Below are 21,706 nucleotides of genomic sequence, written 5' to 3'. Positions count from 1 at the left end.
TATTTTTGGTTACTCTTGGCATTTTGAGGTATTTTTAATCTTCGTTCTACCAGTATAGCTTATAGATATAGCAAGCCCTTTGTGGCTTGCTTGTTTATACTTAGGGCAATATATAAATGTACCGTTATGAAAGCCCATGGGTGTGCCGTTATATCGAAAAGTAATAAATGGCCTAGGGTAGGTAAGCATATCTTCAGAGTGTGTTGGTTCAATGTAAAATAGAACCTTATCTTTACCATCAAATTTACCCACCTTGTTAGTATCAGTAAACACAGTAAGTTCTTTGTGCCAATTATCGCTATGGCATTGATTATTTTTGAGGGCGCAAAATGTTACGTTTGCGCCATAAGATATTGCGCTTAAACGGGATAAGCCAATAGCTCGATTTACTTTTGCGATATGGTTGTCAAGGCGGATATTTATGAGTAATGGCTGATAATTAAATAAAACTAAGTGGCACATTATTGACATAATGCTTAACACTACCATAGTTTCAATCAACGTGGTTCCTAGTCGATTTGCTCCGTTGTTTATATCCTTCATCCTTGAAGTTCTCAATTATGACAAGTAGATTAAGCTTAGTTGACCCTAAATTAGATGCAAATGTAGAGCGAAATTTAATCACAGGTGCCGCTCGTATCTCCGTTATAAAATGCCGTACCAGATTGGCTGATTGTTAGTGCTTTATTGTTTTTGTTATCTTTATTTGGACAGTAGATGAATGTGCCTGGGTTAGAGGTAATACGACCACTTGCATCAAATATCAATGAATTATCACCTGAAAATGTTAATTGATTATTGTCAGGGACTTCTTCCATAACTCTGAGAATTCGGTCTCCTCTGCGTGGGTTATGATCGCCATTACTATTACTATCATAAAAGACGATTATAGAGCCGTCATTCCAACTATCTAAGCAGGTCACTTTTTTGTCATTTTCTATTCTGGTTGTATTACCACTGCATACTACGATCAATGAATCGGTGCTGGTGGCTTTTGCGCGAGCAAAGTTGATGTTACGTTTTAACTCCAGCAAATAATTTTCAGCTCGGTTATTTTCAAGCATGTCGCTACTATTCCAAAAAGCGATTGAGGCTAAAATTCCGACTATCGCAAGGGTGACCATCACCTCAAGTAGTGTAAAGCCATGTTGTTGTTTGTTCATGTTCACCTCTGGTACTGGATTGGCGCTGAGTAAATCAGTGCACTTTGAGGAACTTATCTTAAACATAATTGTTCCAATTGATATAATCATACCATTGCTGACGATTAAATCACCGTAATTCAATTGCTTTGTTTGCTATGAAGTGCAGGATTGTCTAAAATCGATTCAATTGGCAATATAAGAGTAGCGACTAATAATGAAAAAAATTGAAGCAATAATTAAACCATTTAAACTTGACGATGTTCGTGAAGCGTTGTCTGATGTAGGTATTACTGGCATGACCGTCAGTGAAGTGAAAGGTTTTGGCCGTCAAAAAGGGCATACTGAGCTTTATCGTGGCGCTGAATACATGGTTGATTTTTTACCAAAAGTAAAGCTTGATATCGTCCTTGGTGATGACGATGTTGACCGTGCTATTGAAGTGATAGTTAAAACAGCACAAACAGGTAAAATTGGCGATGGTAAGATTTTCGTCACTGACGTTGAGCGTGTGGTACGTATTCGTACTGCTGAAGAAGATGAAGACGCGATTTAATTTATTATCTGAGATTAAAAGTCAGACATAAAAAAGGCGCTACTTATAAACAATCAGTAGCGCCTTTTTTGTATATGTTAATTTATTTCTTTTTATTTAACTCACGGGTCATTTTAGCGTGTTTACTTAATTCTGGTAAACCAAGCTTGTTGTAGCTTTTTTCCATCATTTCCAGTGCATTATCTAAGTAACTACTTTGAGAATAATGCTCTACGACGTATTTACCGCGATTTGCTGCTGCTAAGTAAGCTTCACGTTCATAGTAGTAATCAGCAACTTTCAACTCATAACGTGCCATTTTGTTGAGTAACCAAACTAAACGTCTTTTTGCTTCAGGGGCATAGCCACTGTCAGGGAAGCGATTAACTAAAGTTGATAAATCAGTAAAGGCAACACGGGTACGATTAGCATCACGGTCGGCTCTATCAACACCAAAATACTCTTGGAATGCGTTTTTATCGGCTTTAATATTTACTAAACCACGCATGTAGTACATATAGTCTAAATCTTTGTGGTTTGGATTTAGGCGAATAAAACGGTCAATTGTTGCAAGCGCTTGTTCAGTATTACCCGCTTGGTAATGGGCGTAGACTAAATCCATTTGTACTTGTTTTGACATAGGCCCAAACGGATAGCGTGAATCAATCGCACTCAAAAGCTCAATTGCACGCGCGTACAAGCCTGAATCAAGTGTTTGTTTGGCATCATCATACAACGCTTGCGCTGATTTATTAGGAACGCGTTGGATATCTTCTGCATCAGGTGCTGACGAACAGGCACCTAAACCAAGTAATGAAACTGTAAAAACAATGGCGAATGCACGTTTCCCTATTCTATTTATCATTTTATTTGTTACCTTCGATGTCTTCGGCTAGGCCAAGTGGGTAAAACCGAGTAAACTATGCTTATTATATAATGCTTTTATTAAAAGCGATTCTAACCCAGTCGAGCACAGCTTGCACTGGTAAATTGGGTAAAGTTACTAATGTCAGAGCAAATTTCTCTTCAAGCCGAGGTGCCAACTGAGTTAGGCGGTAAACGTCTAGACCAAGTATTGGCGCAATTGTTCCCTGATTATTCACGTTCACGTATAAAAACGTGGATTTTGGATGATAAAATCACCGTGGATGGTGAGATTTTAAACACCCCGAGAGAAAAACTCTTTGGTGGTGAAACGGTCAATGTTGAAACTAGCATTGAAGCCCCACGTGAATATCTAGCGCAAGATATCAAATTAAACATCGTTTATGAAGATGATGATATTTTGGTTATCAACAAACCTATGGGTTTAGTTGTGCACCCTGGTGCCGGTAATCCTGATGGCACAGTGCTCAATGCATTGTTGCATCATTATCCAGATATCATTAATGTTCCGCGCGCAGGTATTGTGCATCGTCTAGATAAAGATACTACCGGTTTGATGGTGGTAGCTAAAACAATTCAGGCGCAAACACATTTAGTTAAAGCATTACAAAAGCGTGAAAACTTCACGCGTGAATATGAAGCAATTTGTAATGGCACAATGACAGCGGGTGGCATGGTTGAAAAACCAATTGGCCGCCATCCTACGCAGCGTACACACATGGCTGTGCATGAGCAGGGCAAACCAGCAATTACGCATTTTCGTGTCGCTGAAAAATTCCGTGCGCATACGCGATTGCGTCTTCGTTTAGAAACTGGCCGAACTCACCAAATTCGTGTGCATATGGCATTTATCAATCATCCATTGATTGGTGATAAAGCCTATGGCGGTCGTCCACGTCCACCAAAAGGTGCAACACCTGAATTGTTCCAAATGTTACGTGAATTTAATCGTCAAGCTTTGCACGCAGTAAAGCTAAGTATCGCACACCCAATTACGGGTGAAATGATGACTTGGCAGGCGCCAATTCCTGATGACATGGTTGCCATGACGCATGTACTTCGTGAAGACACCAAAGCTAATCCAAATATCGATTTTTAAGCTGCTTTAATGCTTTATCCTAATTGGACAGCGCCAACCAATGTAGAGGCTCTCAGTACAACTCGTCAGGGCGGTGTATCGCATGCGCCTTTTATGAGTTTAAACTTAGGCCTACATGTGGGCGATGATCAGCAAGCGGTATTAACGAATCGCGCACTTTTAGCTGCTCAGCTTCCTAAAGCACCGGTGTGGCTTAATCAGATCCATAGCAGTGAAGTCGTTGTTGTTGATGAGTATTTTGACCCACAGGCTAATTATGATGCGGATGCGCTGTATACCCGATTAAAAAATCAACCACTGGCAATTATGACAGCAGATTGCTTGCCGATTTTGCTTACCAGTGAAAGTGGTGATGAGGTGGCTGCTATTCATGGTGGCTGGCGCGGTTTGCATGCGGGTATTATCGCTAATACTTTGCGTCACTTTAGCAGCCCTGCAGAACAAATTATAGCGTGGTTAGGTCCTGCCATAGGTGCTGCAAAGTTTGAGGTTGGCAGTGAAGTAAAAGCGCTTTTCTGTGAACAATCAGCATCTCATCACACTGCATTTGTGGCGCAGGCAGATGGTAAATATTTAGCGGATATTTATCTGCTTGCAACCACACAGCTTATTAATCTAGGCATAAGAAATATTAGTGGTGGTCAGTACTGTACAGTTAGCAATAGCAAACAATTCTTTTCATATCGTCGAGATGGTCAAACAGGTCGCATGGCTTCTTTGATCTGGCGCAAGTAATTGTCTATTCAGTGAGTATATTTACTCCTAAGCCTTGATCAAAGTGCCGAGCATACCCATTAATTAAGTAATTAGTTTTTTTAATAGGTAACCCCTTATGCGTTTAGATCGATTTACCAGTAAATTTCAATCTGCGCTCTCTGACGCTCAGTCATTAGCGCTTGGTCGTGATCATCAATTTATTGAACCGGTACATTTAATGTATTCACTCTTGCAGCAAAGTGGCTCAAGTGTGCGTGCGTTATTAGCCCAAGCCAGTGTGAGTGCCGATGAACTTAATACCAAGTTATCGCAAGAGATAGAAAAGCTATTTAAAGTGGAAGGTGTTGGCGGCGACGTGCAGTTGTCAAACAACATGGTTTCACTGATCAACTTATGCGATAAGTACGCGCAAAAGCGTAAAGATAAATACATCTCCAGTGAGTTATTTGTATTAGCAGCGTGTGATGATAAAGGGCCATTGGGTGATATCTTCCGCGCTTTAAATATGACCAGCACTAAAATAGAAGCAGCAATACAAGCTATTCGCGGTGGTCAAAAAGTTGATGATCCGAATGCCGAAGATACCCGTCAAGCGCTGAAAAAGTTTACTATAGATTTAACTGAGCGTGCAGAGCAGGGTAAACTTGATCCTGTTATTGGCCGCGATGATGAAATTCGCCGCACGATCCAAGTATTACAACGGCGTACTAAAAATAACCCCGTGTTGATTGGCGAACCCGGTGTCGGTAAAACCGCTATAGCTGAAGGGCTCGCGCAGCGTATTATTAATGGCGAAGTGCCTGAAGGCTTGAAAAACAAACGTGTGTTATCGCTTGATTTAGGAGCCTTGGTGGCCGGTGCAAAATACCGTGGTGAGTTTGAAGAACGTTTAAAGTCAGTGCTTAATGAATTGGCTAAAGAAGAAGGCCAAGTGATTTTGTTTATTGACGAAATTCATACTATGGTGGGCGCCGGTAAATCTGATGGTGCAATGGATGCGGGTAATATGCTCAAACCTGCATTGGCTCGAGGTGAACTGCATTGTGTCGGTGCTACAACCCTTGATGAGTATCGTAAATATATTGAAAAAGATGCCGCTTTAGAACGTCGTTTTCAAAAGGTGCTTGTTGAAGAACCATCAGTAGAAGATACCATAGCGATTCTTCGAGGCTTGAAAGAGCGTTACGAGTTACATCACTGTGTTGAAATTACCGATCCAGCCATTGTTGCCGCAGCGCATTTATCGCACCGCTACATTAGCGATCGCCAGCTACCGGATAAAGCCATTGATTTAATTGATGAAGCTGGTTCGTCTATTCGCCTACAAATCGATTCAAAACCAGAATCATTAGATAAATTAGAGCGCCGTATCATCCAGCTAAAACTCGAAGATAATGCACTTGCTAAAGAGAAAGACGACGCCAGCCAAAAGCGTCGTTCTGAGATGCAGGAGCTGATCACCGATCTTGAAGCCCAGTACCGTGAACTTGATGAAGTATGGACAGCTGAGAAAGCCTCTTTGCAAGGTACTCAAGTAATTAAGGCTGAACTTGAACAAGCGAGATTAGACTTAGATGTTGCTCGCCGTGCCACTGATCTACAACGTATGTCAGAGTTGCAATACGGCCGCATTCCAGAGTTGGAACGTAAACTCGACTTAGCTTCACAAGCTGAAATGCAAGAAATGAGCTTACTTAAAAACCAAGTGGGTGAAGATGAAATTGCTGAGATACTTTCACGTTGGACTGGCATTCCTGTATCGCGCATGCTTCAAGGTGAGCGTGAAAAACTGCTGCAAATGGAAGAACATTTACACCATAAAGTGATCGGTCAAGACGAAGCCGTAGTCGCAGTGGCGAATGCGATTCGTCGTTCACGGGCAGGGCTTGCAGATCCAAATAGGCCAATCGGTTCGTTTTTATTTTTAGGCCCAACCGGGGTCGGTAAAACTGAGCTGACTAAAGCGTTAGCTGGATATATGTTTGATACTGAAAGCGCGATGGTGCGAATTGATATGTCTGAGTTTATGGAAAAGCACTCAGTTGCTCGCTTAGTTGGCGCGCCTCCGGGCTATGTTGGTTATGAAGAAGGTGGCTACTTAACAGAAGCTGTTCGTCGTCGTCCATATTCTGTAATTTTGCTTGATGAAATCGAAAAGGCACATCCTGATGTCTTTAATATTCTGCTGCAAGTGTTAGATGATGGTCGTTTAACGGATGGCCAAGGTCGTACTGTTGATTTTAAAAATACAGTGATCATCATGACCTCAAATTTAGGCTCAGATATTATTCAAGAGCAAACCGGTAACAACGATTATGCAGCGTTAAAAGAAAAAGTGATGGGGGTTTTGGTTAATGAGTTTAGACCTGAATTTATTAATCGTATTGATGAAACCGTAGTATTCCACCCACTTGCTAATGAACATATCAAAGAGATTGCAGATATTCAGTTAAGCAAGTTACGTGAGCGCCTAACAGGAATGGGTTACTTGTTACAAATAAGTGATGCAGCTCTTGATCGAATTGCAGCCAGTGGTTTTGACCCGGTTTATGGTGCACGACCACTCAAACGGGCTATTCAACATACCATTGAAAACCCATTATCGCAGAAGTTACTCGCAGGTGAATATCAAAGTGGTGACATGATAGTAATTGATGCTGACGAAAATGGTTTAGTGTTCTCATCACGCTAACTGATTAACTGAGTTTTAAGGCCAGTGAATATGCTGGCCATAAACTCGTTGCGAATAAAAAGTTATAAAGTAACTATTAAAGATAAACCTCTATCATTTAGCCCCGCTTAATTAAACCTTAAAAGTCAGTAAAATATCGTTAACTTTACGTGAGCCTTCAACAAGCTGTGCAGCACCTTTAGCGACATTAAAGCTCAACGTTAAGTTCTCGTCACTGTAATCCTTTATTTGTGTAATGTTGTCGCTAATATCGAGGCTGACAGTTTGTTGTTGCTCGGCGGCAGCAGATATTTGTGTCGCTAGTTGTGATATTTCACTTATTTGCGCGAAAATGCTATCCAGTTCAACTTGAGTATGTCCGGTGGTATTTACACATTCATCGGCTTGCGCCTTGGTGTTTTTCATGACCGTAGACCAGCTAAACAGGGTATCTTGAATTTCTTTAATAGAGCTATGAATTTGTGCAGTAGCACGTTGAGTACGAGAAGATAATGCACGCACTTCATCGGCAACTACTGCAAAGCCTCGGCCATGTTCACCAGCACGCGCGGCTTCAATTGCAGCATTTAATGCCAGTAAATTGGTTTGTTCTGCAATGCCTTCGATTTCAGTCATTACTTGACCTATTTTATCCGCCTCGGTTGCAAGGGAATTAGCAGTACTTGCCGCTTGTTCAACTTGTAAAGCAAGGTCAGACACCATGGCACTATTGTCTGCAATGTGCAGTTTTATATCAGTGCAGCTTTGGTAAGTAATATTTACTTTTTCAGCGGTATGATGAGTGTTGCCCGATATTTCACCTATGGTTGCGCTCATTTGTGACATTGCGGTGGCCATTTGGCCAAGGCGTTGTCCTTGTGCGGCAATGCCTTTTTCAGTTAATGCTGATTGTTGGTCTAGATTAGCCGCAATACCGGTAAACGTGACAGTCGTATCTTTTACTCGTCCTAATACGGTACGTAATTTAGCATTAAGCATTTGCTGGTTATATTCACTAATACTAAATGGATGATGGCCGACATAGACATAGCGGGATACAGAATCATTTACTGCCTTTAGCTGTTTCAGTGCTGTTGGTGTGAAAACTAATTCATCATAATTTAATAGCATAATTAGTAAACTAAATAACGCGGTTATCAATGCAACAGAAATAGATACAAAAGCTGCCAATAGTACTAAACCAAGTAAGCCAATCAGTAGGGCTGCACTTTGGCGAACACCTACCCATTCACGCCAAGAGGACAACGATTTACCGGCATTTATTTTAGTGTATAGGCTTTGTGCGCGTCGTTTTAGTTGTTCGCTCGGTTTTGTTCGTACTGATTGATAGCCAACGAGTTGACCATGTTCAAAAATAGGAGTAACAAATGCATCAACCCAATAATAGCGGCCATCCTTGCAGCGATTCTTTACCATGCCGCGCCATGAATGACCTTGTTTGAGTTTTCCCCACATTTCTTTAAATGCTGCTTTAGGCATATCTGGGTGGCGAACAATATTATGATTTTTGCCAATCAGTTCTTCAAGGGTGAAGCCGGCAATGTTGCAAAATTCTTTATTTGCATAGGTTATCACTCCACGTATATCTGTAGTGGAGACGAGCTCCTGGTGATCTGAAAAGGTGACTTCTTCGTTTATTAACTGCTGACCCCGACGCATAGGTAGTCCTTAAACATGCTTTATTATTAGTGATGATTATAAAGTTCATACAAATGTAATGATAGCAGGTTCAGTGATCACAGGAGTAAAATAGCTATTAAATAGCTTTTTAATGATCTAAAACAAAGAAACTTGCAAAAAGTGCGCGGGTAATAGCTTAATATATAAATAGATATCATTGCTCTAGTGCGAGCAATGAGTAAATGTCAGCAATGAGTTACAGATAACAAGCAAACATTTAATTAGTCAGTATCTTGCATTACTGTGGTGTCATTAAAGCAATTGTATATTAGCTCTTACAATGGCAAGATTAGTAAATATTTGGCTATTATAGCTTGGCTGCCCGCAGCAAGTTTGCTTTACAAACATACGGTGACCTTCTTGGAAAATAGTGGAAATTAGAGTTATGCCACTATTAAACCTTGAGTATTATCAATTTGCCCCCATTGACTTATGATTAGGCCACGTGGCTCGAGGAAGCATTTTTGACTACACATGATTTAACTAAAGCGTTAGCAGCGCTAGCCCCAGAACAGCATAAATACGCAATTAAAGGCATTCAACGCGGTATTGAAAGAGAAGCGTTGCGGATCAAGCCAAACGGTGTAATTTCACAGCAAGGTCATCCAAAAGGGGTTGGTTGTGCGTTAACTAACGGGCATATCACAACTGATTTTTCTGAGTCTTTACTAGAGTTTATAACACCCGTTAGTGAATCTGCTGAAGAAACGTTAAATCAGCTGCAAGACTTACAAAAGTTTACCCTATCACAGATGGGCGATGAATTATTATGGCCTATCAGTATGCCGTGTTTTATAGAACATCAAGATGACATTGTATTAGCTCAATTTGGTGATTCTAATATTGGACGCATGAAAACCTTGTACCGCGAAGGTCTTAAAAATCGTTATGGCAGCATGATGCAAGCGATTGCCGGTGTGCACTTTAATATATCGTTTCCAGAGTCATTTTGGCAGAGTTTAAAAACGATTAAAGGCGATACTGGCTCATTACAAGAGTTTATTTCGGCAGGTTATTTAGGACTGATCCGTAACTTCAAACGAGAACTATGGTTGATCAGTTATTTATTTGGTGCATCGCCAGCGCTGTGTAATTCATTTTTACAAGGGCGCAGTACGGATCTTCCTTTTAAAAAGCTAGGTAAAGGTACGCTTTATCTTGAAGTGGGTACAGCTTTGCGCTTAGGTAATTTGGGTTATACCAACAGTGCTCAGTCATCACTAAAAGTACTGTATAACTCACTAGATGAATATGTAGCAGGATTAAAAAGTGCGATTCATTCACCGTCAGATATTTATGGTCAGCTTGCTGATTATAAAGATGCCCAGCCTAAACAATTGAATAAAAATGTATTGCAGATTGAAAACGAATTTTATTCGCCAATTCGTCCTAAGCGCAATGCTAAAAGTGGTGAAACACCGACTGACGCACTGTTACGTGGCGGTATTGAGTATATTGAAATCCGGGCTCTAGATGTAAATCCATTTGCAGCAACGGGAATTGATATTGAGCAAATTCATTTCCTAGATGTTTTTCTAACTTATTGCTTATTGAAAGATTCTCCAACAATGGATTGGGATTCGCAACAGCGGAGCACCGAAAATTTAGATACGGTTGTAAGCCAAGGTCGCGCTTTAGAAGTGATGCTAAATCGCTCTGGTAGTTTATGCAGTCTAGCAACGTGGGGAGCAGATATCTTCGTACAGTTACAACAAGTTGCAGCCTATATGGATAATGCTTACGGCGTTAGCTATTACAGCGAAACGATTACTCGATTAAGCCAATGGATAGCAGATCCTGAATTAACATACTCAGGGCGCTACGTTAGTCAACTGAAAGGGTCTGGTATTGATAATGGTTATTTTGCCTTATCGTTGGCAAAAAGTTACCAGCAACAACATCAAGATACGCCATATAAAGTGTATTCAGACAGCTATTTAAAACAACAAGCAGAACAGTCAGTTATTGCTGAACGCGAGTTGAAAGCCGCTGATAATCAAACATTTAATGCATTTTTAGATGATTATTTTGCCACTAAGTAAGTTTGCAGCTAAATAAGCAGGCAAAAAAACGCAGCCCAAGTTGGCTGCGTAAAGATTCTTCAGGGATAAACAATGCTAAACTGCGCATTCATAAAATAAGACTTATACTTTTATAAAAAGTTCAGCGAGCAACAAAAAAAATGAAAAATAGTTTAATTATTTTATCGCTGGGGGCTCTGTTAACTGGTTGCGCAACAGCCCCTCCAAAGCAACCTAATGATATATGTAAAATTTTTGAAGAAAAAAGCGATTGGTACTATGACGCAAAAGATGCCCAAGAAAAATGGGGCTCACCTAAACATGTACTAATGAGCATGATGTATCAAGAAAGCTCCTTTAAACACGATGCTGCACCGCCAATGGAATACTTTTTGTGGGTTATTCCCACAGGGCGAGCAAGTTCAGCTTACGGCTACTCACAAGCAAAAACTCCCACCTGGTCTGATTATATTCGTGAAACGGGTAATAGCGGCGCCGATCGCGATGATTTTGATGACGCTATCGACTTTATGGGCTGGTTTGTTTATAAAACTCATAAAGTTAATGGCATCTCGAAATGGGATGCCTACGCGCAATACCTAAATTACCACGAAGGCTGGGGCGGTTATAAACGCGGCACCTATAAAAATAAAAAGTGGTTAATGGCAGTAGCTAATAAAGTAAAAAATCGTGCAAGTCGCTATGCGGCTCAGCTTAAACGTTGTGAAGACGATTTAGATAAAGGGTGGTTAGAAAGGTTATTTAGCTGATCTGACAAGATTCAAGATTTTAAAAAGCCCGCACAGCGGGCTTTTTAGTATTAGTTTATTTCCCTGGGAATTGATGAATATGTACATCGCGCTGTGGGAATGGAATGGTAATATTTTCTTTATCGAAGGCAATTTTAACGCGTTCGTATAAACCAAAATACACTGGCCAGTAATTTTCAGAATCAACCCATGCCCAGACCAACATGCCGATATGGCTATCGCCATGCTGACTTACATGCACAACCGGTTGTTTTGCTTCATCTTTGAGTACTAACTCGTAGCTATTTAACACGCCCATTAGTACTTCTCGCGCTTTAAGCACATCATCACTGTAGCTAATACCAAACTCAATATCGACGCGGCGAGTTGGTTCTGCAAACTTGTTTTTTACACAGCCATTAGAAAGTGCACCATTTGGGATAATAATTTTTTCATTATCATAAGTGAGTAGTACGGTAACAAATATTTGAATTTCAACCACTTTACCCATATAGCCTTGGGCTTCAATGACATCACCAATTTTAAATGGTTTAAAAAATAAGATCAGCACACCACCGGCGAAATTCGCTAGGCTGCCTTGTAATGCCATACCGACCGCTAAGCCTGCAGCACCGAGCATAGCAATGAACGAGGTTGTTTCTATACCGATCATTGATGCGACTGAGATCAGTAATAGCAACTTTAAAATAACCGATAAGAAGGAGACCAAAAAATGACTTAATCCGGCTTCAAATTTTACCTTTGCCATTGATTTTTCAGCCATACTGGCAATACGGCCAACAAACCACCAACCAACAATTAAAACAAAGATTGCCAATAAAAATCGAGGGCCATAGGTCATTAGCATTTCAATCGCTTTGGTGTACAGTGTTTCGATAGAGATATCTTCCATTGCATTTTCCACATCTATAAAGTTACAAATATAATAGCCTAATAATTAACACTTTATAGAGAATAATGAACAAAAAATTTGTTGCGGGGATGAGCTGAGGGAGTAGAGTAACCATAGGTTACTCTACAGATATTGCTTATATTTTGCGCTTGTTCGCTTGAATGCGCACCAGTTTGATCATGTTCTCTTTTACTTCAACAACTTCAATCGGATAGCCTGCAATACGCAAACTCAAGTTGGCATCAGGAATGTCTTCTAAGTATTCGACAATTAAGCCACTTAATGTTTTCGGGCCATCAAGAGGGAACTCCCAATCCATTTCTTTGTTTAGATCGCGTACGTTAGCACCGCCATCAACTAAAAATGAGCCATCATCTTGTGACACAACTTCTTCACTTGGAGTACGTGTTTGCGTAGTGGTAAAGTCACCGACCACTTCTTCAAGAATATCTTCGAGGGTAACTAATCCTTGAATATCACCATATTCATCAACTACTAAACCGATACGCTCTTTTGATTGCTGAAATTTAAATAGCTGAGTATTGAGCGACGTACCTTCAGGAATAAAATAAATCTCACGAACTGCGCGAAGCAATGATGGTTTATCAAATTGCTCTTTCGTTAATAACCGCAGTGCATCCCGTGAGTGAATAAAGCCTACCGCATCATCAATTTGGTCGCGATATAAAAGTACTCGCGTGTGTTGTGCATGGGTAAGCTGTTTACTAATTAGTTTCCAGTCATCATTGATATCAATGGCAACAATTTCGTTGCGCGGGATCATAATATCTTCGACAGTGACTTGCTCTAAATCTAAAATGGAGGTCAACATACTTTGGTGACGCGCGGGGATCAGCGCACCCGATTCATTCAGCACCGTTTTTAATTCTTCTTTACTCATGCTGTGCTCATCTATTTGTGCAGCACTAATACCAAATAGGCGTAATATACCATTGGTCATCCAGTTAACGACGACGACAAATGGAAAGAGAATTTTTAGTAACCCTTTGAGTATCACCGAACTAGGAAAGGCAACTTTTTCAGGGTAAAGCGCAGCTAGCGTTTTAGGCGTTACTTCTGCAAATATAAGCACTACTAAAGTTAGTGCGCCAGTGGCAATAGCGATACCTAAATCACCATATAAACGAATACCGATAATGGTTGCAACCTGCGCGGCAGCAATATTCACCAAGTTATTACCGATAAGGATAAGGCCAATAAGTCTATCAGGACGGCTCAAAAGTTTGTTGACACGCTTTGCTGCGCGGTGATTTTCTTTAGCAAGGTGGCGTAAGCGGATTCTGTTAATTGACATAATGCCCGTTTCAGAACCAGAAAAATATGCAGAACAAAGTATGAGTATTCCAAGTATTATAAACAAAACACTTGTAGAGATGTCGTCCAAAGAAGGATCCTTTTTTATTTAACCAATGCGTATTAAGCGGGAGTGAGCTGCCTGAGTCAAGTTAAAACTTATTCAGGATCACCTCTTGCACAAAACGACTGCCAAAATAAGCCAGCGTTAAAACAAAAGCAGCAGCCATGATAGCTAGTACGACCGGTTTCCCACGCCAGCCTTGCTTTAAGTGACCAATTGTCACCGTTGCAAACATAGCCCAAGCAATTAATGATAAAACAGTTTTATGAATAAATTCACTAGCAAACATGCCATCAAGAAAAATAAAACCAGATAATAACGCTAAGGTTAACAAAACCGTGCCTAGTGTTAATAAGTGATATAGCTGGCGTTCAACCACCATTAATGGCGGTAAATGGCTATGCACAATCGCTAAGTCTTTTCGTTTTAAACGTTTATCAATAAAGTAAAACTGTACGCCATATAAAGTGGCAATAATTAACACACAGTATGCAAGCAGGGAAAGCGAAATATGAGTGACTAAACCTATTTCAACATCAATACTTTGCAATAAAATATGATGTGGGATAAATAAGCTGGCAATTGTTAGCAAAGCGGCAAAGCCATAGACAACAGGCAGTAATAATGTGGCAGGGAATTTTAACGACACCGTAGTGACAGAGACCACAATCACCCAGCAGGTTAACAGTGATACATTAACAATACTTAAATCTTGGCCATCGGCGCGAAACACTGAATTCACCAGTAATAACATGTGCGCTAAAATTGCCACCGTGCTGAGGATAACCGTCAGCTTTTGGCTCGGACCTTGTTGGTGAAATAACCGAGACAGCACGTGAGACGTCGCGAAGATATAAAATAAACTGGCAATAATAGTTAAACTAATAATCAGCATAGTGCTTGGGCCACTCAATTTGAGTCAAATATTCCTTGTTAGAGTAAGGGCATTGTATTTTATAGTGAGGCAAATGCATAGAGTTTGTAAAAAGAAACTCAAACAGCTCACTTGAACACTGTATTGTGCGCCACCATTTACGGTATACTGTTTTTAATTAAAATTTTATTAATACTGATTATATGAAATCAGCGCTATTAATAGTAAGTGCTAAACTTGCGGCAATAACGTTGTTTGGGAAATTGGTATATCACGTTTGATCGGAACCTTTACATGTTTGAGAACCTCCAAGAACGATTAGGTAAAACCTTAAAGAATATCAGCGGCCGTGGACGCCTTACTGAAGACAATATAAAAGATACACTACGCGAAGTGCGTATGGCTTTTTTAGAAGCCGACGTCGCTTTACCCGTTGTTCGTGAGTTTGTTAAACAAGTTAAAGAGCGCGCGGTAGGTATTGAAGTAACTAAGAGCCTAAGTCCTGGGCAAGTGTTCATTAAAATCGTTCGCGAAGAGCTTGAAAAAGCCATGGGTGAAGCAAACGAAGAGTTGAGCCTAAACGCACAACCGCCAGCCGTTGTAATGATGGCGGGTCTGCAAGGTGCGGGTAAAACGACCAGTGTAGCTAAGCTTGCCAAATTTTTAAAAGAACGTAAAAAGAAATCAGTATTAGTAGTCAGTGCCGACGTTTATCGTCCTGCGGCTATTAAACAGTTGGAAACACTGGCCGATGAAGTAGGTGTTGAGTTTTTCCCAAGTGACATTTCACAACAGCCGGTTGATATTGCAAAGGCAGCTATTTCTCATGCGAAAAAGAAATTTATCGATGTTGTATTAGTTGATACTGCAGGTCGTTTGCATGTTGATAATGACATGATGGACGAGATTAAAAATCTTCATCATGCTATTAACCCAATCGAAACCTTGTTTGTGGTTGATGCCATGACAGGTCAAGATGCTGCCAATACTGCCAAAGCGTTTGATGAAGCATTACCTCTGACCGGTGTAATACTAACCAAGACTGATGGTGATGCGCGCGGTGGTGCTGCACTATCAATCCGTCATATTACCGGCAAACCTATTAAGTTTATGGGTGTTGGTGAGCGCACTGATGCGCTTGAGCCTTTCCATCCAGATCGTATCGCATCGCGTATACTTGGTATGGGGGATGTACTTTCATTGATCGAAGAAGTCGAAATGAAAGTCGATAAAGAGCAAGCTGCAAAAGTTGCTGAAAAAGTTTTTAAAGGTGATGGCTTTACTCTTGATGATTTTGCTGATCAATTAAAGCAAATGAAAAGCATGGGCGGCATGATGTCAATGCTTGATAAATTACCTGGTATGCAAAACCTGCCTGATGCAGTGAAAGGTCAGATGGGTGATAAAACCTTTATTCAGATGGAAGCGATCATCAGCTCAATGACGAAAAAAGAGCGTGCGCGTCCAGAGATCATTAAAGGCTCTCGTAAAAAGCGTATTGCAGCGGGCTCTGGTACGCAAGTACAAGAGATCAATAAGCTGTTAAAACAGTTTACGCAGATGCAAAAAATGATGAAAAAAATGAAAGGTAAAGGCGGCATGATGAAAATGATGCGCGGTATGAAAGGCATGTTACCACCAGGAATGATGGGTGGCGGTGGCCCTAAATTTTAATGTTTTAACTGACGCCATGCTGATGTAGCGAGTCAGTTAACTAAAAAGAGAGGCAAATAGCCTCTTTTTTTGTAGATAAATTATGCGTTGAAAGTTCTATATAGCCTGATTTAACGCGTAGATCATAGTTTAATCAACTTAACAGTCATTTCGAGTCACTTCTTACTTGCATTGTTGCTAAAAACTCGTACAATTCCCCAGCTCCCCATACTGGGGAGTAAATCTTATTAATGAAAACAGTCAATCTATTTAGAGGACGGTATGGTAACTATTCGTTTGCAACGTGGTGGCGCTAAAAAACGCCCTTTCTATCAAATTGTGGTTGCGGATAGCCGTTTCTCGCGTGACGGTCGCTTCATCGAGAAAGTAGGCTTTTTTAACCCAATTGCTAGTGGTCAAGAAGAAAAAGTACGTTTAGATTTATCTCGTGTAGAACACTGGGTAGGTCAGGGCGCATCTCTTTCAGATCGCGTAAATAAGTTAGTTAAAGACGCTCGTAAAGCGGCTTAATAGGCGTAAGTGTAACCATGAGTCAAGAGAACACCTCATCAATAATTGTCGTAGGAAAGCTCGGTGCCCCATATGGTATAAAGGGCTGGCTTAAGGTACATTCATTTACTGATGATCCCATAGGGATCTTCGATTTCAGCCCGTGGTTGATAGGGCAGCAAGGTAAATGGCAGACCTTAGAAGTGGTCGACTGGCGTCGCCACAACAAAGGCTTTATCGCTAAATTTGCGCAAGTAAACGATCGAGACGAAGCAATGGCTTATACCCATGCAGAAATCTCAATGGATGCAGCGCAATTACCAGAACTCCCGCAAGGTGAGTTCTATTGGCGAGATCTCATTGGCATGTCTGTTGTAACCGATAAAGGTTATGACTTGGGCATAGTTGATGACCTGATGGAGACTGGCTCAAATGACGTATTGGTTGTGAAAGCAAACAATAAAGATGCATTTGGCCAAGCAGAGCGTTTAATTCCGTTTTTAACTGATTCAGTTATTAAAGAGATTAAGCACGATGCAAAAGAAATTACAGTAGACTGGGATCCTGGCTTTTAATGAGTCAAACGAGTTCGTTGTGGGTAGGGGTTATCAGCCTTTTCCCGGACATGTTTGATGCCATTACAACGCAAGGTGTAACTGGTCGAGCAGTAAAAAATGGTCTGATCGACTTTAACTGCTGGAACCCACGAGATTATGCTATTGATAAGCATAGAACCGTGGATGATCGTCCTTACGGGGGCGGTCCAGGTATGTTAATGATGGTTGAACCACTGAAACAAGCCATTCTTGACGCCAAACAGGCGGCAGGCGATGGTGCAAAAGTAATTTATATGTCCCCGCAAGGGCGCAAATTAGATCAGCAAGGGGCAAGCGAACTCGCAAGCTCTAAAAAACTGATTTTAATTGCCGGTCGCTATGAAGGTATAGACGAGAGAATAATAGAATCATACGTTGACGAAGAATGGTCGATTGGTGATTTTATTTTGAGTGGTGGTGAACTACCAGCCATGACATTAATTGACGCAGTAGCGCGATTAGTGCCGGGCGTATTAGGACACAATCAGTCAGCAGAGCAAGACTCATTTTCGGATGGCTTGCTGGATTGTCCTCACTATACACGGCCAGAAACATTGGACGACAAACAGGTGCCTGCTGTATTACTCAGCGGAAACCACCAAGAGATAGCTAAATGGCGGCTGATGCAGTCATTAGGCAGAACTTGGTTACGCCGTCCTGACTTGTTGCATAACCTAGCTCTGACTGAGGAGCAAGCGGTATTACTCGCGAAATTTCAGCAAGAGTACCAAAAAGCTTGTGGCTAGAAGACAGTTACACCTAGGAAAGTGAGAAACATAATGGCAAAAGTAAACCAAAATATTATTAAAGCGCTTGAAGATGAGCAGCTTAAAACAGACGTACCTGCATTTGGCCCTGGTGATACAGTGGTTGTACAGGTAAAAGTAAAAGAAGGTGCTAAAGAGCGTCTACAGGCCTTTGAAGGTGTTGTAATCGCTAAGCGTAACCGTGGTCTTCACTCAGCATTCACAGTTCGTAAAATTTCGAACGGTGAAGGTGTTGAGCGTGTATTCCAAACGCACAGCCCTCTTATCGATAGCGTAGCAGTTAAGCGTCGCGGTGCAGTTCGCCGTGCGAAACTTTACTATCTACGTGAGCGTTCTGGTAAATCTGCACGTATTAGAGAAAAACTTAACTAATACGCGCTGTTTATCAACGCAAAAAAACGGGTTGCAACCTTCGGGCTGCAACCCGTTTTGGTTTTTAGAGATAGTAAGTTAGTTAGGGTAAAGTTATCGAATTAGAAGGCTAGTGAGGTTAAAGGGTAAAGTTAAAAGATTAAGATTGCTCAACGTTAAAGTGATCACCATAGCTTGATTAGAGCACAGAGAGGTCCAGTAAAAAAATACCCATCCAAGAATTACTCATAAATCAAATACAACTCGGCCAACTTATAACTTATGGCTTAGTGCTTAAAACTCAAATCCCATTCTTTTGCTTATTTAGCCTTTTAACAACTAAGCGATCCTGTTAGTATTTATCGTATTGATTAGTTTACTTTTATGTAAATTTAAATGTACGAAATTGCAGTTTCTAAGGTGGTAGTCGCGTGGCGGATATAAAAGAGTTAGATAAGTTAAGAGAGGGGATCGATGAATGCGATGCCCAGTTGGTTGCACTGCTGGCTAGACGTAATAGTATTACCGAGCAGATAGGCGCAATCAAACAACAAACGGGTGCGCCACTGCATGCGCCTGACCGTGAAGCTACTTTATTAGCAGCTCGTCGCCAAGAAGCGATTAACCAAGGTGTTAATCCTGAATTGGTGGAAGATATCCTACGCCGTATGATGCGTGAAGCTTACCAAAATCAACAGGCTAAATTAGCATGTAGCGCGCCACAGTTATCACCTATTGTAATTGTTGGTGGTCAAGGCGCTATGGGGCAGTTGTTTGCTCAGCAATTTATCCGCTCAGGGTATGAAGTTAGAATACTCGACAAAGAACAGCAAAGTAACGCGCAAGAAATATTAGCGGGTGCAAAACTGGTGATGATCAGTGTGCCAATTAATGCTTTAGAAACAGTGGTCAAAGCCTTGCCTAAGCTCGATGATGATTGTTTATTAGTTGATATTACTTCGGTTAAGCAAGCGCCGTTAAAAGTATTAAAAGCAGTGCATAGCGGTCCTGTAGTCGGTTTACATCCAATGTTTGGTCCTGATATATCTCATTGGGTAAAGCAAACAGTGGTGGTTTGCGAAGGCCGTAACCATGAGATTGCCCAAGGTTTATTATCGCAACTGCAAGTGTGGGGCTGTCAACTTGTTGAACTCGATGCGCAAAAGCACGATGAAGCCATGCAAATTATTCAGGTTATGCGCCATTTAACCACTTTTGTATACGGTCAGTTTCTAGCAAAACAAGGTCATACCCTCGAGGAGCTGCGCAGTTGTTCATCACCGATTTACCAATTAGAGTTGATGATGGTAGGGCGCTTATTCGCACAATCACCAGAGCTTTATTCAGACATTATGCTAGCGCAATTTGATAACGTAGAGCCTTTACTTGCACAATATCAAGATACGTTTGCAAGTACCTTGGCAAAATTAAAAGCCGGTGATAAGGCCGCTTTAATTGATTCATTTGCGGATGCTAAAGCGTATTTTTCAGATGCTACTGCGCATTTTTTAACGCAAAGTCGCAGCCTGTTAAACAAAGCTAATGATGCGAAAGTACTTGATTGATAACCGCTGTGTGAAAAACAGATAATAAAAAAGGGCTAATTTTAGCCCTTTTTTATATTTTACTTAGCGCTTAACTTTCTATACTAACAGCTTGCAGCGATTCGCTTTGGTAACAGCCCAGTACGCGTACATATTGGGTGTGCTCTTTTAGCTCTTCTAAGGCTTGTTTAACATGGTTATCAACTAGGTTCGCTTCTAAATCTACATAGAATACTTCTTCCCACGGGTTGCCTGGGACCGGGCGTGATTCTAGTTTTACTAAGTTGATATTATGTTCTTTGAAAATCATCAACGCATCAGCCAAAGAACCTGCTTGTTGCTTGGTTGCCATAATTAAACTGGTTTTAGTCGGGATCTGTTTTGATACATAAAGAGGCTTACGGGCAACCACAATAAAACGGCTATGATTTTCACGTTGATTCGCAAGGCCTGATTTAATCACTTCTAAACCCACATTTTTACCCGCTTGAGCTGAACCAATTGCTGCGCTATTAGGGGTATCTAATGCTAATTGTAGAGCGCTTGAGGTTGAATCGCATGTTTCGTGTTGAATATCTCCTAAGCCTTGTAAAAAGCGACTACATTGAGCGAATGGTTGCGGGTGAGCAAAAATCTTACTGATCTGACTAAGCTCAGTACCCGGTGTGACCAATAAGCAATGTTCAACACTGTGGGTTACTTCACCAACGATGGAGACTTGTGCGTGTTGCAGTAAATCAAACACTTCGTTAATACTGCCAGAGCTGGTGTTTTCAATGGGTAATAAGCCAAAATCTGCTTGACCATTTTCAACTTTACCAGTGATCTGTTCAAAGCTAGAGCAGCCCATTTCAACAAGTTTACCTGGGCGACGGCTAAAATATTTATGACAAGCAAGTTGGCTGTAAGAACCTTGACCACCTAAATAAGCAACACGGTGTGTTTCACTCATAGCATCTGGATTTAAGTTCTTCTGTAACATGGCTTGTTGATTAAGTACTGAATCTTCTAAGATTGTTTGGAAAACGTTATTCACATAATAAGCGTCCAAACCAAGAGACTTACCATAACCGATGAGTTTTTCTAACAAGGCAAGTTCACGGGCCTCATCACGTATCGGTTTATTATTAGCAATCTTATATTCTACAACGCCGTGGCTAATACGGCGACGTTTTGCTAATAGCACTAATAGGTCAGAATCAATTTCATTGATATCGTGTCTAAGTGAATTAAGTACATCATTAGTCATTTTTGGGTTCCTCATTCCAAAAAATTACCTTTTGGGTAATAAAAACAAAAAAGCCTCCCAATTGGGAGGCTTTGCTATTCGGTTGATTTAATCTCGCAAACAGGTAAGCCTCTTCTATCTAAAGAAGCTAAAAAACGAAAAATGTAATTGCGAAAATATTATATTCATAGGCTTAATGTATGGAGAGTGGGCTATAAAGTCAACACTCTAGCGGGTTTTATCGCCGCCAAAGGATAGTTTATTTTAGATATGGGATTTTTTCAGTAATTTCAACGAAAAATTTATAAATCTAAATAGGGATCTGGTATATTTATTTAGGTGAATTTAAATAAAAATAATTATTAAAAATAA

General features: G+C 40.7%; 20 protein-coding genes. 12 read left to right on the top strand and 8 right to left on the bottom strand.

Going from position 1 to position 21,706, the window contains the following annotated elements:
- Positions 1 to 9: 9 nt before the first annotated feature.
- Both PSR9079_RS06315 and PSR9079_RS06310 read right to left on the bottom strand, forming a co-directional pair.
- A complete protein-coding gene (locus tag PSR9079_RS06315; protein WP_179959147.1) occupies positions 10 to 462 on the bottom strand; it encodes a GspH/FimT family protein in 453 nt (150 codons plus the stop codon).
- Positions 463 to 617: 155 nt separating this feature from the next.
- A complete protein-coding gene (locus tag PSR9079_RS06310; RefSeq protein WP_149980933.1) occupies positions 618 to 1,163 on the bottom strand; it encodes a GspH/FimT family pseudopilin in 546 nt (181 codons plus the stop codon).
- 196 nt (positions 1,164 to 1,359) lie between these two features.
- Between PSR9079_RS06310 and glnB the strand changes: the two genes are divergently transcribed.
- Positions 1,360 to 1,698: a nitrogen regulatory protein P-II gene (gene glnB, locus PSR9079_RS06305; protein ID WP_145237227.1), complete on the top strand. Its 339-nt coding sequence runs from the start codon at positions 1,360 to 1,362 to the stop codon at positions 1,696 to 1,698.
- Between the two features lie 82 nt (positions 1,699 to 1,780).
- Here glnB and PSR9079_RS06300 read toward each other — a convergent pair whose 3' ends face one another.
- On the bottom strand, positions 1,781 to 2,542 hold the full coding sequence (locus tag PSR9079_RS06300) for an outer membrane protein assembly factor BamD (protein WP_149980797.1): 762 nt from the start codon (positions 2,540 to 2,542) through the stop codon (positions 1,781 to 1,783).
- 141 nt (positions 2,543 to 2,683) lie between these two features.
- Between PSR9079_RS06300 and rluD the strand changes: the two genes are divergently transcribed.
- The 3 genes from rluD to clpB all read left to right on the top strand — a co-directional run bounded on the left by rluD (position 2,684) and on the right by clpB (position 7,070).
- Complete coding sequence (rluD, locus tag PSR9079_RS06295; protein ID WP_145237221.1) at positions 2,684 to 3,661, top strand: 23S rRNA pseudouridine(1911/1915/1917) synthase RluD; 978 nt, start codon at positions 2,684 to 2,686, stop codon at positions 3,659 to 3,661.
- Between the two features lie 9 nt (positions 3,662 to 3,670).
- Positions 3,671 to 4,396 (top strand): peptidoglycan editing factor PgeF, encoded by a 726-nt coding sequence (pgeF, locus tag PSR9079_RS06290; protein WP_149980796.1) that lies wholly within the window; start codon positions 3,671 to 3,673, stop codon positions 4,394 to 4,396.
- Positions 4,397 to 4,493: 97 nt separating this feature from the next.
- Positions 4,494 to 7,070, top strand: a complete 2,577-nt coding sequence (gene clpB, locus PSR9079_RS06285; RefSeq protein ID WP_149980795.1) for an ATP-dependent chaperone ClpB — start codon at positions 4,494 to 4,496, stop codon at positions 7,068 to 7,070.
- A 111-nt stretch (positions 7,071 to 7,181) separates the two neighbouring features.
- Here clpB and PSR9079_RS06280 read toward each other — a convergent pair whose 3' ends face one another.
- Positions 7,182 to 8,729: a methyl-accepting chemotaxis protein gene (locus PSR9079_RS06280; RefSeq protein WP_149980794.1), complete on the bottom strand. Its 1,548-nt coding sequence runs from the start codon at positions 8,727 to 8,729 to the stop codon at positions 7,182 to 7,184.
- A 485-nt stretch (positions 8,730 to 9,214) separates the two neighbouring features.
- Here PSR9079_RS06280 and gshA point away from each other — a divergent pair, with 485 nt between their 5' ends.
- Together gshA and PSR9079_RS06270 are read left to right on the top strand one after the other, a co-directional pair.
- Positions 9,215 to 10,792, top strand: coding sequence for a glutamate--cysteine ligase (gshA, locus tag PSR9079_RS06275; protein WP_149980793.1), 1,578 nt, complete (start codon positions 9,215 to 9,217; stop codon positions 10,790 to 10,792).
- Between the two features lie 140 nt (positions 10,793 to 10,932).
- Entirely contained in the window at positions 10,933 to 11,541 is a 609-nt protein-coding gene (locus PSR9079_RS06270) for a transglycosylase SLT domain-containing protein (protein WP_145237206.1), read from the top strand.
- A 55-nt stretch (positions 11,542 to 11,596) separates the two neighbouring features.
- Here the strand turns inward: PSR9079_RS06270 and PSR9079_RS06265 are convergent, their stop codons facing one another.
- The 3 genes from PSR9079_RS06265 to PSR9079_RS06255 all read right to left on the bottom strand — a co-directional run bounded on the left by PSR9079_RS06265 (position 11,597) and on the right by PSR9079_RS06255 (position 14,706).
- A complete protein-coding gene (locus PSR9079_RS06265) occupies positions 11,597 to 12,433 on the bottom strand; it encodes a mechanosensitive ion channel family protein (RefSeq protein ID WP_145237203.1) in 837 nt (278 codons plus the stop codon).
- A gap of 136 nt (positions 12,434 to 12,569) precedes the next feature.
- Complete coding sequence (locus tag PSR9079_RS06260; RefSeq protein ID WP_145237200.1) at positions 12,570 to 13,838, bottom strand: HlyC/CorC family transporter; 1,269 nt, start codon at positions 13,836 to 13,838, stop codon at positions 12,570 to 12,572.
- A gap of 61 nt (positions 13,839 to 13,899) precedes the next feature.
- Positions 13,900 to 14,706, bottom strand: a complete 807-nt coding sequence (locus PSR9079_RS06255; protein WP_145237197.1) for a cytochrome C assembly family protein — start codon at positions 14,704 to 14,706, stop codon at positions 13,900 to 13,902.
- Between the two features lie 273 nt (positions 14,707 to 14,979).
- On the opposite strand from PSR9079_RS06255, the gene ffh reads away from it, so the two are divergent.
- From ffh to tyrA, 6 genes are all read left to right on the top strand, one after another.
- Positions 14,980 to 16,359: a signal recognition particle protein gene (ffh, locus tag PSR9079_RS06250; protein WP_145237194.1), complete on the top strand. Its 1,380-nt coding sequence runs from the start codon at positions 14,980 to 14,982 to the stop codon at positions 16,357 to 16,359.
- Between the two features lie 261 nt (positions 16,360 to 16,620).
- Positions 16,621 to 16,869 carry a 30S ribosomal protein S16 gene (gene rpsP, locus PSR9079_RS06245; protein ID WP_145237191.1) on the top strand — a complete coding sequence of 83 codons (249 nt, stop codon included), beginning with the start codon at positions 16,621 to 16,623 and terminating at the stop codon, positions 16,867 to 16,869.
- 17 nt (positions 16,870 to 16,886) lie between these two features.
- On the top strand, positions 16,887 to 17,423 hold the full coding sequence (gene rimM, locus PSR9079_RS06240; protein ID WP_149980792.1) for a ribosome maturation factor RimM: 537 nt from the start codon (positions 16,887 to 16,889) through the stop codon (positions 17,421 to 17,423).
- Complete coding sequence (gene trmD, locus PSR9079_RS06235) at positions 17,423 to 18,190, top strand: tRNA (guanosine(37)-N1)-methyltransferase TrmD (RefSeq protein WP_145237185.1); 768 nt, start codon at positions 17,423 to 17,425, stop codon at positions 18,188 to 18,190. The genes rimM and trmD overlap by 1 nt, the downstream gene beginning before the upstream one ends.
- 33 nt (positions 18,191 to 18,223) lie before the next feature.
- The gene (rplS, locus tag PSR9079_RS06230; protein WP_002962189.1) at positions 18,224 to 18,583 is read left to right on the top strand and encodes a 50S ribosomal protein L19; all 360 of its coding nucleotides are present in this window, start codon (positions 18,224 to 18,226) and stop codon (positions 18,581 to 18,583) included.
- Positions 18,584 to 18,993: 410 nt separating this feature from the next.
- Positions 18,994 to 20,127 (top strand): bifunctional chorismate mutase/prephenate dehydrogenase, encoded by a 1,134-nt coding sequence (tyrA, locus tag PSR9079_RS06225; protein ID WP_149980791.1) that lies wholly within the window; start codon positions 18,994 to 18,996, stop codon positions 20,125 to 20,127.
- Between the two features lie 70 nt (positions 20,128 to 20,197).
- On the opposite strand, the gene PSR9079_RS06220 is transcribed toward tyrA, so the two are convergent.
- On the bottom strand, positions 20,198 to 21,355 hold the full coding sequence (locus PSR9079_RS06220; RefSeq protein WP_149980790.1) for a chorismate mutase: 1,158 nt from the start codon (positions 21,353 to 21,355) through the stop codon (positions 20,198 to 20,200).
- Positions 21,356 to 21,706 lie beyond the last annotated feature (351 nt).

The organism is Pseudoalteromonas rhizosphaerae (genome assembly GCF_902498845.1).
GTDB classification, from domain to species: domain Bacteria; phylum Pseudomonadota; class Gammaproteobacteria; order Enterobacterales; family Alteromonadaceae; genus Pseudoalteromonas; species Pseudoalteromonas rhizosphaerae.
Note: the sequence above shows the minus strand (reverse complement) of the source record. Positions and strands in the feature narration are given on the sequence as shown.

Coding starts and splice junctions, on each gene's coding strand:
- glnB (WP_145237227.1), top strand. CDS start 1,360: ATGAAAAAAATTGAAGCAATAATTAAACCATTTAAACTTGACGATGTT.
- PSR9079_RS06300 (WP_149980797.1), bottom strand. CDS start 2,542: ATGATAAATAGAATAGGGAAACGTGCATTCGCCATTGTTTTTACAGTT.
- PSR9079_RS06220 (WP_149980790.1), bottom strand. CDS start 21,355: ATGACTAATGATGTACTTAATTCACTTAGACACGATATCAATGAAATT.
- clpB (WP_149980795.1), top strand. CDS start 4,494: ATGCGTTTAGATCGATTTACCAGTAAATTTCAATCTGCGCTCTCTGAC.
- pgeF (WP_149980796.1), top strand. CDS start 3,671: ATGCTTTATCCTAATTGGACAGCGCCAACCAATGTAGAGGCTCTCAGT.
- rimM (WP_149980792.1), top strand. CDS start 16,887: ATGAGTCAAGAGAACACCTCATCAATAATTGTCGTAGGAAAGCTCGGT.
- PSR9079_RS06310 (WP_149980933.1), bottom strand. CDS start 1,163: ATGAACAAACAACAACATGGCTTTACACTACTTGAGGTGATGGTCACC.
- ffh (WP_145237194.1), top strand. CDS start 14,980: ATGTTTGAGAACCTCCAAGAACGATTAGGTAAAACCTTAAAGAATATC.
- PSR9079_RS06270 (WP_145237206.1), top strand. CDS start 10,933: ATGAAAAATAGTTTAATTATTTTATCGCTGGGGGCTCTGTTAACTGGT.
- PSR9079_RS06315 (WP_179959147.1), bottom strand. CDS start 462: ATGTGCCACTTAGTTTTATTTAATTATCAGCCATTACTCATAAATATC.
- PSR9079_RS06280 (WP_149980794.1), bottom strand. CDS start 8,729: ATGCGTCGGGGTCAGCAGTTAATAAACGAAGAAGTCACCTTTTCAGAT.
- rluD (WP_145237221.1), top strand. CDS start 2,684: ATGTCAGAGCAAATTTCTCTTCAAGCCGAGGTGCCAACTGAGTTAGGC.
- rpsP (WP_145237191.1), top strand. CDS start 16,621: ATGGTAACTATTCGTTTGCAACGTGGTGGCGCTAAAAAACGCCCTTTC.
- trmD (WP_145237185.1), top strand. CDS start 17,423: ATGAGTCAAACGAGTTCGTTGTGGGTAGGGGTTATCAGCCTTTTCCCG.
- PSR9079_RS06265 (WP_145237203.1), bottom strand. CDS start 12,433: ATGGAAGATATCTCTATCGAAACACTGTACACCAAAGCGATTGAAATG.
- PSR9079_RS06255 (WP_145237197.1), bottom strand. CDS start 14,706: ATGCTGATTATTAGTTTAACTATTATTGCCAGTTTATTTTATATCTTC.
- rplS (WP_002962189.1), top strand. CDS start 18,224: ATGGCAAAAGTAAACCAAAATATTATTAAAGCGCTTGAAGATGAGCAG.